At 71.4% G+C, this 13,488-nt stretch carries 11 protein-coding genes; 8 read left to right on the top strand and 3 right to left on the bottom strand.

Annotated elements, in window-relative coordinates:
* The first annotated feature begins 188 nt into the window (after positions 1-188).
* From sigR to ACFYXA_RS18015, 8 genes are all read left to right on the top strand, one after another.
* Positions 189-875, top strand: coding sequence for an RNA polymerase sigma factor SigR (sigR, locus tag ACFYXA_RS18050; protein ID WP_352250410.1), 687 nt, complete (start codon positions 189-191; stop codon positions 873-875).
* Positions 872-1,174: a mycothiol system anti-sigma-R factor gene (gene rsrA, locus ACFYXA_RS18045; protein ID WP_130443686.1), complete on the top strand. Its 303-nt coding sequence runs from the start codon at positions 872-874 to the stop codon at positions 1,172-1,174. The genes sigR and rsrA overlap by 4 nt, the downstream gene beginning before the upstream one ends.
* 146 nt (positions 1,175-1,320) lie before the next feature.
* A complete protein-coding gene (locus tag ACFYXA_RS18040) occupies positions 1,321-2,898 on the top strand; it encodes an HD-GYP domain-containing protein (protein WP_389033752.1) in 1,578 nt (525 codons plus the stop codon).
* Positions 2,895-4,148, top strand: coding sequence for an HD-GYP domain-containing protein (locus ACFYXA_RS18035; protein ID WP_389033749.1), 1,254 nt, complete (start codon positions 2,895-2,897; stop codon positions 4,146-4,148). The genes ACFYXA_RS18040 and ACFYXA_RS18035 overlap by 4 nt, the downstream gene beginning before the upstream one ends.
* A 105-nt stretch (positions 4,149-4,253) precedes the next feature.
* Positions 4,254-5,234, top strand: coding sequence for a hypothetical protein (locus ACFYXA_RS18030; protein WP_130443680.1), 981 nt, complete (start codon positions 4,254-4,256; stop codon positions 5,232-5,234).
* Positions 5,235-5,327: 93 nt separating this feature from the next.
* Positions 5,328-5,978, top strand: coding sequence for a peptide deformylase (gene def / locus ACFYXA_RS18025; RefSeq protein WP_389033746.1), 651 nt, complete (start codon positions 5,328-5,330; stop codon positions 5,976-5,978).
* 274 nt (positions 5,979-6,252) lie between these two features.
* Positions 6,253-7,350 carry an epi-isozizaene synthase gene (gene cyc1, locus ACFYXA_RS18020; protein ID WP_389033744.1) on the top strand — a complete coding sequence of 366 codons (1,098 nt, stop codon included), beginning with the start codon at positions 6,253-6,255 and terminating at the stop codon, positions 7,348-7,350.
* Entirely contained in the window at positions 7,347-8,753 is a 1,407-nt protein-coding gene (locus ACFYXA_RS18015) for a cytochrome P450 (RefSeq protein ID WP_389033742.1), read from the top strand. The genes cyc1 and ACFYXA_RS18015 overlap by 4 nt, the downstream gene beginning before the upstream one ends.
* 39 nt (positions 8,754-8,792) lie before the next feature.
* Here ACFYXA_RS18015 and ACFYXA_RS18010 read toward each other — a convergent pair whose 3' ends face one another.
* The 3 genes from ACFYXA_RS18010 to ACFYXA_RS18000 all read right to left on the bottom strand — a co-directional run bounded on the left by ACFYXA_RS18010 (position 8,793) and on the right by ACFYXA_RS18000 (position 13,382).
* The gene (locus tag ACFYXA_RS18010) at positions 8,793-9,755 is read right to left on the bottom strand and encodes a helix-turn-helix domain-containing protein (protein WP_352250397.1); all 963 of its coding nucleotides are present in this window, start codon (positions 9,753-9,755) and stop codon (positions 8,793-8,795) included.
* Positions 9,756-9,987: 232 nt separating this feature from the next.
* Positions 9,988-10,995: a ribonucleotide-diphosphate reductase subunit beta gene (locus ACFYXA_RS18005; protein WP_352250395.1), complete on the bottom strand. Its 1,008-nt coding sequence runs from the start codon at positions 10,993-10,995 to the stop codon at positions 9,988-9,990.
* Positions 10,995-13,382 (bottom strand): ribonucleoside-diphosphate reductase subunit alpha, encoded by a 2,388-nt coding sequence (locus ACFYXA_RS18000; protein ID WP_389033737.1) that lies wholly within the window; start codon positions 13,380-13,382, stop codon positions 10,995-10,997. The genes ACFYXA_RS18005 and ACFYXA_RS18000 overlap by 1 nt, the downstream gene beginning before the upstream one ends.
* Between the last annotated feature and the right edge of the window lie 106 nt (positions 13,383-13,488).

Below are 13,488 nucleotides of genomic sequence, written 5' to 3'. Positions count from 1 at the left end.
TCGTAGGAGAGGAAGTCCGCCGCATGGGTTCGACCATCTTCCCGACCCGCAGCAGCCGCACTGACCTGGACTGGACGGTGCTGCACGCGGCCAGGACCGCCCCGGTTCGGGCGGCGGGCGGACCGGATCGTCGTCTATCCTCCGATTCGAGTGAGGCCGCTCTCGGTCTCACGAGAACGCTTGAGGAGGTGGGTCAGGTCACTGGGACCGACGCAGGGACCGATCACGGCCAGGCGGAGCAGCCCGAGGGCCAGGGCGGCACGGGTGCGGAGACGGCCGCGGAGCGCAGCGCGCGCTTCGAGCGGGACGCGCTCGAGTTCCTCGACCAGATGTACTCGGCCGCGCTGCGCATGACGCGCAACCCGGCCGACGCCGAGGACCTGGTGCAGGAGACGTACGCCAAGGCGTACGCGTCCTTCCATCAGTTCCGTGAGGGCACCAACCTCAAGGCCTGGCTCTACCGGATCCTGACCAACACCTTCATCAACTCCTACCGCAAGAAGCAGCGCGAGCCCCAGCGCAGCGCCGCCGAGGAGATCGAGGACTGGCAGCTGGCGCGTGCCGAGTCGCACATGTCGACCGGTCTGCGCTCGGCCGAGTCGCAGGCGCTGGACCACCTGCCCGACTCGGACGTGAAGGAAGCGCTCCAGGCCATCCCCGAGGAGTTCCGCATCGCCGTGTATCTCGCGGACGTCGAGGGCTTTGCCTACAAGGAGATCGCGGACATCATGGGGACCCCCATCGGTACGGTGATGTCCCGGCTGCACCGGGGCCGCCGCCAGCTGCGCGGCATGCTCGAGGACTACGCCCGTGACCGCGGACTGGTCCCGGCCGGCGCCGGAGAGTCGGACGAAGCGAAAGGTTCGGACTCATGAGCTGCGGAGAGCCGCACGAGACGGACTGCGGTGAGGTCCTCGACCATCTCTACGAGTTCCTCGACAGTGAGATGCCGGACCTCGACCGCGACAAGTTCAAGCAGCACTTCAGCGAGTGCTCGCCGTGCCTGGAGAAGTACGGGCTCGAAGAGGCCGTGAAGAAGCTGGTCAAGCGGTGCTGCGGCCATGACGACGTGCCGACCGACCTGCGCTCCAAGGTCATGGGCCGGATCGAGCTGATCCGATCCGGCCAGGCCGTGCCCGAGCACGACGTGACGGTCACGCCCCAGGAGTCCTGACCCCGGCGTCCTGACCCCCAGGCCTCCCACGAGGAGGCCGTGCCGTCACCCGAATGTGCTAATCGACGGGTGATGAGCCCCCGTTGCCGTCCCTCGCCGCCCTAGGCTCCGGTGCCCGGACCAAGGTGTGGTCGGGGGAGGGCGACATGGAGGCAGTTCCGGCGCGGGCGCGCGGCTACGTCGTCTGCGCCGCCTTCGGCGCCCTGCTCTGTCTGACGCCGCCGCCCCTGGCGTGGACGCCTTGGTGGACGGTCCTGCCGCTCGCCGCGCTCTACGCCGGCGGGGAGCGGATCGCCCGCCGCCGGTTCGCCGGCGCCTTCTACCCCGTACTGCTCGCCGGGGCCTTCCTGCTGCCGCCGTCCGCGGCCGCGCTCGTGCCCCTCCCCGGGGCGCTCTGCTCCCCGGACGGGCGGCACCCCTCCCCGCTGCGGCGGATCCGGCGGGCCGCCCACCTCGCGACCGGAGTGTGGGCCGCCGCCTGGGTCCACCGGGCGCTGGGCGGAGCCGAGGCGGTCGTGGACGCGGACCTCCCCGCGGCCCTCGCTCCGGCCGGGGCCGCCGTCTTCGTGTTCTGCCTGGTGCTCGCCGCCGCGGACGGCAGGACGCCAGTGCCCCGGCAGGCGACGTTCGCCCCGTCGCGACGCCCGGCACTCCCCCGGAGGGGGGACCCCCGTCTCGCCGCACCGGCCGAAAGTTCGAGTGCATCCAGTACGAGGACTTCCGGCCGGCACGCCGAGAGCACGCACCGCAGTGACACAGCCGCTCCGCGGCGGGCGCTCCTTCACGGGCGAACATCGCCTGCCGCGGCACAAGCGCCCGCCGAACGGCTGCCGCCGCGCCCGCCGGCACGGGGGCTGTTCCTGCGCTCCCTCGCCCCCGTAGGGGTGCACGGGCTCGCCGGGCTGATGATGGCCCTGCTGTGGCGCAGCCCCTACGGGCCGGTCGCCGCGCTGCTCGTGCTGTTCCCGATGGGCGTGTCCTGGTGGGTGTTCGCCCAGTACCACCAGGAGCGGACCGCCCATCAGGCGACCATCCGCGCACTGGTGCAGGCCGTCGACATCAAGGACGGCTACACCCGCGGGCACAGCGAACGCGTCGGACAGGCCTCGATGATGATCGCGCGCGAGCTGGGGATGGACGAACAGCGCGTGGAGACCCTGCGGTTCGCCGGAATCCTGCACGACGTCGGCAAGCTCGGCGTCCCCACGCGGCTGCTGCGCAAGAACGGGCCGCTGACGCCCGAGGAGCGCCGCGTCATCGAACTCCACCCCGAGTACGGGCACGAGATCACCCGGGGCATCGCCTTCCTCGGCGAGGCCCGCTCGGCCATCCTCCACCACCACGAACGGATGGACGGCAACGGCTACCCCTACGGGCTGGCGGGCGCTCAGATCCCCGAGTCGGCCCGGGTGGTGGCCGTCGCGGACGCCTTCGACGCGATGACCTCCACCCGCAGCTACAGCCGGGCCCGGCCGGTCGCCGCGGCCCTGGAGGAGCTGAACCGCTGCGCGGGCGAGCACTTCGACCCCCGGATGGTGTCCGCCCTGACCGAGGTGATCACCCGCGAGGGCTGGCACCCGGTGGTCACCGCCGACACCCCCCACCCCCCGCAGCAGCAGCCGTCGCCGCCCTCCGCAGTCGACACCGCCTCCACCACGACCACACCCCCCGCCCCCGTCCCGGCCCCCGGCCGGTCCGGCGCGCCTCAGACGGAGTCGCGGTGAAGGGCACCCGGTGGTATCTCGGCGTGGTGCGGACCGGGGCCGCGCTGCTCGTGGCGGGCTCCCTGTTCGTCACCCTGCGCGCCGGCGTCGAGGAGCGGGGCGTCGCGCTCGCGTTCGGGGCGCTCGTCGCCGTGGGGGAGTCGGCGCTGCCCCGGTGCCGGCCGCGCTCGCCGGGGCTGCGGGAGGGCGCGCCGCTCGGGGCCGCCGGCTCGCTGTCGTACGCGCTGCTCGGGGAGCACGCCGGGCACGCCACGCACCACGGGCTCGCACAGGCCGTCTCGGTGGTGGCCGCCGCCTCGCTGCTCGGCAGCGTGCCGCGCATCGCGCGCGGGGAGGGACCGGTCCTCGACCACCTCGCCCGGCGCGTGCTGGCCGTCGGGTTCGCCGCCGCCTGCTTCCAACCCCTTTACAACAGCGGGGCGTTCGACACCTGGAGCGGTCCGGCGTACGCGCTGCTGCTGCTCGCGCTGCTCGTCCTCACGGTCCTGTGCGAGGCGCTCCTCGTCGCCGTGCTCGCCCACGCCCGCACCGGCTGGCCCCTCGCCCCGCTCCTGCGCGACGAACTGCGCGGCCTGCCCGGGATCGGGACCGCCGTGTGCGCGACCGGCGCGGTCATGGCGCTCGCGGTGGCCGTCGTCGGACTGTGGGCGCTGCCCGTTTTCTGCGTGCCGCTGCTGCTCACCCAGCTGTCCCTGCGCCGGTACGCCGCCGTGCGCGCCACCTACCGGCAGACCATCGCCTCCCTGGCCCGCGCCACCGAGATCGCCGGCTGCACCCCGCACGGGCACGCCCGCCGGGTCGCCGCCCTCAGCCAGGCCGTGGGCCGGGACCTGGGGCTGACCGAGCCCGAGCTGACCGTCCTGGAGTACGCGGCGCTGATGCACGACATCGGGCAGCTCAGCCTCGTCGATCCGGTCCCGGCGGGCGCCACGGCCGGGCTGCCGCCGGACCGGCAGCGGCGGATCGCGCTGCTCGGCGGGGCCGTCGTCCGCCAGACCGGGGCGGGCGAGCTGGTCGCGACGGTCGTGGAGCGGCAGGCCGACCCCTATCCCGAGCAGCCGCCCGCCGCCCGGATCGTCCGGGTGGTCAACGCCTACGAGGAGAAGGTGCGCGACGCCGGGCCGGGCGGCCCGCTGTCCGCGCTGGAGGAACTGCGGCTGGGCACGGGCGGGGAGTACGCGCCCGAGGTGGTCGAAGCGCTGGCCAGAGTGCTGTCCAAGGGCTGTCTGACCCTGCCCTTCCCGGGGTAACCCATGGGTAATGAGCGTCCTCGCAGCCACACGTGGTTGGATGCGAGGGACAGGGTGTCCGGGGGCACCGGCCAGCCCACACCACGGAACTGGCAGGCGGGAATCGTGAGGATCTTCGGCAAGGGACGGCACCGGCCCTCCGCCTCCTGGCGGCAGGCCACCGACCGGGCGTTCACGCTCATCGGCGACGGCCGGTACGAGGACGCGGGCGCGCTGCTGACACGTGCCGCCGACCTGGAGCCCTGGCTGTCGGAGTCCTGGTTCAACCTCGCCCTGCTGCACAAGTTCCGGCACGACTGGGAGCAGGCCCGCACGGCCGGTCTGCGCGCGGTCGCCCTGCTCGACCGGGAGACCGGGGCCCCCGACTGGTGGAACGTCGGCATCGCGGCCACCGCGCTCCAGGACTGGCCGCTGGCCCGGCGCGCCTGGCAGGCCTACGGGCTGCGCGTGCCGGGCGACCTGACCGGCTCCGGCGAGCCGGTCGGCATGGAACTGGGCAGCGCGGCCGTACGGCTCTCGCCCGAGGGCGAGGCGGAGGTGGTGTGGGGGCGCCGGCTGGACCCCGCCCGCATCGAGGTGCTGTCGATCCCGCTGCCGTCCTCCGGGCGGCGCTGGGGCGAGGTGGTGCTGCACGACGGCGTCCCGCACGGTGAGCGGACCACGTCCACGGGCCACGCGTACCCGGTGTTCGACGAGATCGAGCTGTGGGCCCCCTCCCCGGTGCCCACCTGGGTGGTGCTGCTGGAGGCGGCGACGGAGGCCGACCGCGACGCGCTGGAGCAGCTCGCCGCCGACGCGGGCTTCGCCGCGGAGGACTGGTCGTCGTCGGTGCGGCTGCTGTGCCGGACGTGCTCGGAGTCCCGGATGCCGTCGGACGAGGGCGACGGCGAGCACCTGGACCCGCACGACCACAGCGAGCCGGGGCACCCCGGGCCGCTGGGGCACCGTACGGACGGGCAGCTGTGGGTGCCGGAGCGCGAGTGCGGGGTCGCGGCGCCGGCCGGGCTGGTGAGGGGCTTGCTGGACGGGTGGGTCGCCGACAGCCCCGATTCGAGGGACTGGCGGGATCTCGAAGAGGTTTGCTGATCCCGGCTCCCGGCTGCGGGCCGTGCGTGGCGGCACGCCCACGTACCCTGTATTCGCAACTTCACCCCGGTTTTGAGGAAGGCATCGTCGGTCATGGCGCAGCAGGACACCGATCAGCAGCACACGGGCGTGCTCCCCGTGGACGACGAGGGCTTCGTCATCGACACCGAGGAGCCGGAGGAGCGCGAGCGGGCCTGGTGCGAGGCGGGCACCTCGCGGCCGATCACCGTCGTCGGCAACCCGGTGCTGCACAAGGAGTGCAAGGACGTCACCGAGTTCGGCGAGGAGCTGCAGCAGCTGGTGGCGGACATGTTCGCCTCGCAGCGCACCGCCGAGGGTGTGGGCCTGGCGGCCAACCAGATCGGCGTCGACCTGAAGGTCTTCGTCTACGACTGCCCCGACGACGAGGGCGTGCGGCACACCGGTGTGGTGTGCAACCCACGGCTCGTCGAACTGCCCGCCGACAAGCGCCGGCTGGACGACAGCAATGAGGGCTGTCTGTCGGTGCCCACCGCGTACGCCCCGCTCGCCCGGCCGGACTACGCCGAGGTGACCGGCCAGGACGAGAAGGGCAACCCGATCAAGGTGCGCGGCACCGGTTACTTCGCTCGGTGTTTGCAGCACGAGACCGACCACCTGTACGGCTACCTGTACATCGACCGTCTCTCCAAGCGCGAACGCAAGGACGCCCTGCGGCAGATGGCCGAGAACGAGCCCCGCTACCCCGTGGTCGCCAACGACTGAGCGACACCGCCCCGCACGAGACGCCTGGCCGAGATCTTCTCCCGGTCGGGCGTCGTTCGTATGTACGTCGGATGTTCGATCGCTTATGCACATCCGCTGATCCATAACCAGTCACGCCGGGGCGTATACGCGGCAGGTTGGGGGAGTGAATGAAGCAAATCCGTTCCCAGAGCGGTCAGTCGTAGTGCTGAATGGGGAGTGCGGGGATACGCAACGGCGCACGCCCGGCACGGCGGGAGGGGTGTGCGTCACCGGCGGCTGAGAGGGGTTGTTCGTGCCAGCTTTCCCATACAGCACCACAAACCGCACCGCAGCGACGGGGACCGCCGTCGCGGTTCCGCCGTCGCTCTCCCTCCCGGTGGTCGAGGCGGAGTTTTCGCGGCGGCTGCACCCGTATTGGCCCCGGCTGCAGGAGAAGACACGCACATGGTTGCTGGAAAAACGACTGATGCCGGCCGACAAGGTCGCGGAATATGCCGACGGCCTGTGCTACACGGATCTGATGGCGGGCTACTACCTCGGGGCCGGTGACGAGGCGCTCCAGGCCATCGCCGACTACAGCGCCTGGTTCTTCGTCTGGGACGACCGGCACGACCGCGACGTGGTCCACGACCGGGCCGGCGCCTGGCGGAAGTTACGCGTCCGTCTGCACGCCGCCCTGGACTCCCCGGCCCGCCACCTGCACGACGACGACCCTCTGGTCGCCGGACTCGCGGACAGTGCGGGCCGGCTCTTCGCCTTCCTGCCGAGGACCTGGAACGCGCGGTTCACCCGGCACTTCCACACCGTGATCGAGGCGTACGACCGGGAATTCAGCAACCGCGTCGAGGGGCGCGTTCCCACGGTCGACGAATATCTCGCGCTGCGCCGCCTCACCTTCGCCCACTGGATCTGGACGGACCTGCTGGAACTCGCCGCGGGCCGTGAACTCCCGGATCAGGTGCGCAAACACCCCGCATTCCGCCGGGCCGCCCTGCTGAGTCAGGAATTCGCCGCCTGGTACAACGACCTCTGCTCACTTCCCAAGGAAATAGCGGGAGATGAGGTCCACAATCTCGGGATCAGTCTCATAACCCATGAGGGGCTGACTCTGGAAGAGGCGGTGGAAGAACTCAGGCGACGCGTCGAGGAATGTGTGTCCGAGTTCCTCGCCACCGAACACGAGGTCCTGTCCCTGGCCGATCGGCTCGCCGACGGGACGGTTCAAGGGAAGGAATTGAGCGTCACCGTCCTGGCCTGTCTGGGAAACATGCGGAACTGGTTCAGTTCCGTCTACTGGTTCCACCACGAGTCCGGCCGGTACCGGGTCGACAACTGGGACGACCGGTCCACGCCCCCGTACGTCAACAACGAAGCGGCAGGTGAGAAATGACCGTCGAATCGATGAAACCCGAAACCCCGGAGACGGCCGGGACCCCCGGGACGGACGGCGTGCCGGCGCCGGCTGAGCCGCCGCTGGCGGGCGGCGGGGTCCCGCTGCTCGGCCACGGCTGGCGGCTCGCCCGCGACCCGCTGGCCTTCATGAGCCGGCTGCGCGACCACGGCGACGTCGTCCGCCTCAAACTCGGCCCCAAGACGGTGTACGCCGTCACCGCGCCCGCCCTCACCGGGGCGCTCGCCCTCAGCCCCGACTACATCATCGCCGGGCCCCTGTGGGAGTCCCTGGAGGGCCTGCTCGGCAAGGAGGGCGTGGCCACCGCCAACGGCCCGCTCCACCGGCGTCAGCGGCGCACCATCCAGCCCGCGTTCCGGCTCGACGCCATCCCCGGCTACGGGCCGGTCATGGAGGAGGAGACGCACGCACTGGCCCGGCGCTGGCGGGACGGGGACGCGGGCGAGACGATCGACTGCACCTCGGAGTCCTTCCGCGTCGCGGTGCGCGTCGCCGCCCGCTGCCTGCTGCACGGGCACTACATGGACGAGCGGGCCGAGCGGCTGTGCGGGGCGCTCGCCAGGGTCTTCGAAGGGATGTACCGCCGCATGGTGGTGCCCCTCGGGCCGCTGTACCGGCTGCCGCTTCCGGCCAACCGCGAATTCAACCGCGCCCTGGCCGATTTGCATCTCCTGGTGGACGAGATCGTCGCCGAACGCCGGGCATCCGGCCAAAGGCCGGACGATTTGCTGACGGCATTGCTCGAAGCGAAGGACGACAATGGGGACCCCATCGGAGAACAGGAGATCCACGACCAGGTCGTCGCGATACTGACCCCGGGCAGCGAAACCATCGCGGCCACGATCATGTCCCTGCTGCTGGTCCTCGCCGACCATCCGGAACACGCGGACAAAGTACGCGAGGAGGTCCACGCCGTAACCGGAGGCAGGCCGGTCGCATTCGGCGACGTACGCAAGCTGACGCACACCAACAACGTGGTCGTCGAGACCATGCGTTTGCTTCCGGCCGTATGGATTCTGACGCGGCGGGCGGTCACCGACACGGAACTCGGCGGGTATCGCATTCCGGCCGGGGCGGACATCGTGTACAGCCCCTACGCGATCCAGCACGACCCGCGCTCCTACGAGCGGCACCAGGAGTTCGACCCAGACCGCTGGCTTCCGCAGCGGTCGAAGGACATCCCCAAGTACGCGATGCGGCCGTTCAGCGTGGGCAACCGCAAGTGCCCCAGCGACCACTTCTCGATGGCCCTGCTCACCCTGGTCACCGCGGCGCTCGCCACGGGGTTCCGCTTCGAGCAGGTCCCCGGGTCCCGGCCTCAGCCCAGGGTCGGCATCACCCTGCGTCCCCAGGGCCTGCGGCTGAGGGCCGTGCCCCGCTGAAAGGCACGCGCAGGCCACCCGTGAGCCACCGGCGTGCGCTCACGCGGCCTCGGGGCCGCGGAACGTGCGCCGGTAGGCGTTGGGAGTGGTGCCCAGTGCCCGCACGAACTGGTGCCGCAGCGCGGCCGCCGTGCCGAAGCCGGTGCGCCAGGCGATCGCGTCGACCGTGTCGTCCGTCGCCTCCAGCAGACGCTGGGCGAGCAGCACCCGCTGCCGCAGGATCCAGCGGTAGGGGGTGGTTCCGGTCTCCTGCTGGAAGCGGCGGGCGAAGGTGCGCGGCGACATGTGCGCGCGGGCCGCGAGCTGCTCGACCGTGACGTCCTCGTCGAGGTGCCGTTCCATCCAGACCAGCACCTCGCCGACGGTGTCGCAGGACGAGCGGGGCAGCGGCCGTTCGATGTACTGGGCCTGGCCGCCGTCCCGGTGCGGCGGCACGACCATCCGGCGGGCGATCCCGTTGGCGACCTCGGGCCCCTGCTCCTTGCGCACGATGTGCAGACAGGCGTCGATGCCGGCGGCCGTGCCGGCCGAGGTGATGACCGGCTCGTCGTCGACGTAGAGCACGTCCGGCTCGACGGTCGTGCGCGGGTACTGCCGGGCCAGCTGCTCCGCGTGCCGCCAGTGCACCGAGCACCGCCGGCCGTCCAGGAGCCCGGCCGCGGCCAGGACGAACGCGCCCGAACAGACGCTGAGCACCCGGGTGCCCCGGTCGACGGCCCGGCGCAGCGCGTCGAGCAGCTCGGGCGGGAACTCCCGGGCGGCGTAGGTCTCCCCGGCCGGCACGGCGATCAGGTCGGCGCTCTCCAGCCGCTCCAGGCCGTGTTCGGTACGCAGGGTGAAGCCCGCGTGGGTCGACAGCGTCGGCCCCTCGGCCGAGGCGACCGCGAAGTCGTAGACCGGCAGCCCGTCGTCGCTGCGGTCGATGCCGAACACCTCGCAGACCACGCCGAGTTCGAAGGGGTGCACACCGTCGAGGAGGACCGCGGCCACGTTCTTCAGCATGCGGCCAGTGTCCCCCGGAACCCGGCCGGAGGGGACGGGAAGTGGCAGGAAATCGAAGTCATGCGGCAGTCCTGCCACTGTCAGGAGTGTCAGCCGCGCACGATGCTTACCTCATGAACGCACTCACCGCTTACCTCCCGGTCCTCGTCCTGTTCCTCCTCCTCGCGGGTCCGGCGCTCGTGGGACTGGCCCACGAACGCCGGATCGACCGTCAGCTGAAGGGTCAGAAGGCTCAGAAGTCTTCGTCGAGGTCGACCGTGCCCTCCACGGCCACCTGGTACGCCGAGGCCCGGCGCTCGAAGAAGTTGGTCAGCTCCTGAACGCCCTGGAGCTCCATGAAGGAGAAGGGGTTCTCCGAGCCGTACACCGGGGCGAAGCCGAGCCGGACCAGCCGCTGGTCCGCGACGCACTCCAGGTACTGGCGCATCGAGTCGGTGTTCATGCCCGGCAGGCCGTCGCCGCACAGGTCGCGCGCGAACTGCAGCTCGGCCTCGACGGCCTCCGACAGCATGTCGGTGACCTGCTGCCTCAGCTCGTCGTCGAAGAGCTCCGGCTCCTCCTTGCGGACCGTGTCCACCACGTCGAACGCGAAGCTCATGTGCATGGTCTCGTCGCGGAACACCCAGTTGGTGCCGGTGGCCAGACCGTGCAGCAGACCCCGGCTGCGGAACCAGTAGACGTACGCGAAGGCGCCGTAGAAGAACAGGCCCTCGATGCACGCGGCGAAGCAGATCAGGTTCAGCAGGAAGCGGCGGCGGTCGGCCTGGGTCTCCAGCCGGTCCAGCTTCTCGACTGAGTCCATCCACTTGAAGCAGAACCCGGCCTTCTCCCGGATGGAGGGGATGTTCTCCACCGCCGCGAAGGCGGCCGCCCGGTCCTCCGGGTCCGGGAGGTAGGTGTCCAGCAGCGTCAGATAGAACTGGACGTGCACGGCCTCCTCGAAGAGCTGGCGCGACAGGTACAGGCGCGCCTCCGGGGAGTTGATGTGCTTGTAGAGCGTCAGCACCAGGTTGTTCGCCACGATCGAGTCGCCCGTCGCGAAGAAGGCGACCAGCCGGCCGATGAGGTGCTGCTCGGCCGGCGACAGCTTCGCGAGGTCGGCCACGTCCGAGTGGAGGTCGACCTCCTCCACGGTCCAGGTGTTCTTGATGGCGTCCCGGTAGCGCTCGTAGAAGTCCGGGTAGCGCATGGGGCGCAGAGTCAGCTCGAAGCCGGGGTCGAGAAGGTTCTGGGTGGTCATCACTGGCAGGCCTCGCAGGACTCGGGGTTTTCCAGGGAGCAGGCGACGGCGTCTTCGGCGGGCGTCTGCTGGACGGGGACGGTCTTCGCGGGGCCCTGGGAGCCGGCCGCGCGGGCGATACGGGTCGCCGGGCGCGAGCGCAGGTAGTACGTGGTCTTCAGACCCGACTTCCACGCGTACGCGTACATCGAGGAGAGCTTGCCGATCGTCGGCGTCTCCAGGAACAGGTTCAGCGACTGCGCCTGGTCCAGGTACGGGGTGCGGGCGGCGGCCATGTCGATCAGGCCGCGCTGCGGGATCTCCCACGCCGTGCGGTACAGAGCGCGCACGTCGGCCGGGATCCACGCGAACTCCTGCACCGAGCCGCCCGACTCGCGCAGCGCCTCACGCGTGCGGGCGTCCCAGACGCCCAGCGCCTTGAGGTCCTGCACCAGGTAGGAGTTGACCTGGAGGAACTCGCCGGACAGCGTCTCGCGCTTGAACAGGTTGGACACCTGCGGCTCGATGCACTCGTAGACGCCCGCGATCGAGGCGATCGTCGCGGTCGGCGCGATGGCCAGCAGCAGGGAGTTGCGCATGCCGACGGAGGCGATCCGCTCGCGCAGGGCCGCCCAGCGCTCCGGCCAGGTGAACTCCACGCCGTAGTGGTCGGGGTGCAGCACCCCGCGTGCGGCGCGGGTCTTGTCCCAGGCGGGCAGCGGGCCGTTCCGCTCGGCGAGGTCGGCGGAGGCCTCGTACGCGGCGAGCATGATCCGCTCGGCGATGCGCGTGGAGAGCGCCTTGGCCTCGGGGGAGTCGAAGGGCAGCCGCAGCTTGAAGAAGACGTCCTGGAGGCCCATCGCGCCCAGGCCCACCGGACGCCAGCGGGCGTTGGAGCGGCCCGCCTGCTCGGTGGGGTAGAAGTTGATGTCGACGACGCGGTCGAGGAAGGTGACCGCCGTGCGGACGGTGCCGTCCAGCCGCTCCCAGTCGATGTCGCCGGTCGCCGTGTCGACGAACGCGCCCAGGTTGACCGACCCCAGGTTGCAGACCGCCGTCTCCCCGTCGTCGGTGACCTCCAGGATCTCCGTGCACAGGTTGGAGGAGTGCACGACGTGCCCCGGCTCCGCCGTCTGGTTGGCGGTGCGGTTGGCGGCGTCCTTGAAGGTCATCCACCCGTTGCCGGTCTGCGCGAGGGTGCGCATCATCCGGCCGTACAGCTCACGGGCCGGGATGGTCTTCTTCGCCAGACCGTCCGCCTCGGCCTTGCGGTAGGCGGCGTCGAACTCGTCGCCCCACAGGTCGACCAGCTCGGGCACGTCGGCGGGGGAGAACAGCGACCACTCGGCGTCCGCGTTCACGCGGCGCATGAACTCGTCCGGGATCCAGTGCGCCAGGTTCAGGTTGTGCGTACGGCGGGCGTCCTCACCGGTGTTGTCCCGCAGCTCCAGGAACTCCTCGATGTCGGAGTGCCAGGTCTCCAGGTAGACCGCCGCCGCGCCCTTGCGCCGGCCGCCCTGGTTGACGGCGGCGACCGAGGCGTCCAGCGTCTTCAGGAACGGGACGATGCCGTTGGAGTGCCCGTTGGTGCCGCGGATCAGCGAACCCCTGGAGCGGATGCGGGAGTACGACAGCCCGATGCCGCCGGCGTGCTTGGAGAGGCGGGCGACCTGGTGGTACCGGTCGTAGATGGAGTCCAGCTCGTCCAGCGGGGAGTCGAGGAGGTAGCAGGACGACATCTGGGGGTGCCGCGTACCGGAGTTGAAGAGGGTGGGGGAGGACGGCAGGTAGTCGAGGCGGCTCATCAGGCCGTACAGCGCGGCGACTTCGTCGACCGCGCGGGGGGTGTCGTCCTCGGCGAGACCGGCGGCGACGCGCAGCAGGAAGTGCTGGGGCGTCTCGACGACCTTGCGGGTGATCGGGTGGCGCAGCAGGTAGCGGCTGTGCAGGGTGCGCAGCCCGAAGTAGCCGAAGCGGTCGTCGGCCTCCGTGTCGACCAGCGCGTCGAGGCGGCGGCCGTGGAGGCGGGCGAACTCGGCGGTGCGGTCGGCGATCAGGCCCTCGCGGTGGCCCACGGCGATCGACTCGGTGAACGAGGTGACGCCCTGGGAGGCGGCCTCCGCGCGGATGCCGATGGTCAGCAGCCGGGCGGCCAGCCGGGAGTAGGCGGGGTCCTCGGAGATCAGGCCCGCGGCGGCCTCCGTGGCCAGTTCGCGCAGCTCCGCGAGGACCTCCTCGTGGCTGCCCCGGGCGGAGCGGCCGCGCAGCGCGGCGGCGGCGACCCGTCCGGGGTCGGCGGCGGGCAGGTCGGCGGTCAGCTCGGTCAGGGTCCGCAGCAGTGCGGCGCCGGGACCGTCGTCCTCCACGGGGGTGACTGCTGAAGCCGGACCGGCTGGCGCGATGGTCACGTGGGGCTCTCCCTCGCTCGGCGGGGCCTGGCGGAGGGCAGGGGGCGGCACACGAGCGCGCACGGCGTCGCGTCCACCGGCCCACTCCGCGAGGCCCGGACGTCGG

Origin of the sequence: Streptomyces sp. NPDC002566, assembly GCF_042889585.1 — a bacterium.
Lineage (GTDB): Bacteria > Actinomycetota > Actinomycetes > Streptomycetales > Streptomycetaceae > Streptomyces.
Note: the sequence above shows the minus strand (reverse complement) of the source record. Positions and strands in the feature narration are given on the sequence as shown.

Coding starts and splice junctions, on each gene's coding strand:
- rsrA (WP_130443686.1), top strand. CDS start 872: ATGAGCTGCGGAGAGCCGCACGAGACGGACTGCGGTGAGGTCCTCGAC.
- ACFYXA_RS18040 (WP_389033752.1), top strand. CDS start 1,321: ATGGAGGCAGTTCCGGCGCGGGCGCGCGGCTACGTCGTCTGCGCCGCC.
- def (WP_389033746.1), top strand. CDS start 5,328: ATGGCGCAGCAGGACACCGATCAGCAGCACACGGGCGTGCTCCCCGTG.
- ACFYXA_RS18015 (WP_389033742.1), top strand. CDS start 7,347: ATGACCGTCGAATCGATGAAACCCGAAACCCCGGAGACGGCCGGGACC.
- ACFYXA_RS18010 (WP_352250397.1), bottom strand. CDS start 9,755: ATGCTGAAGAACGTGGCCGCGGTCCTCCTCGACGGTGTGCACCCCTTC.
- ACFYXA_RS18005 (WP_352250395.1), bottom strand. CDS start 10,995: ATGACCACCCAGAACCTTCTCGACCCCGGCTTCGAGCTGACTCTGCGC.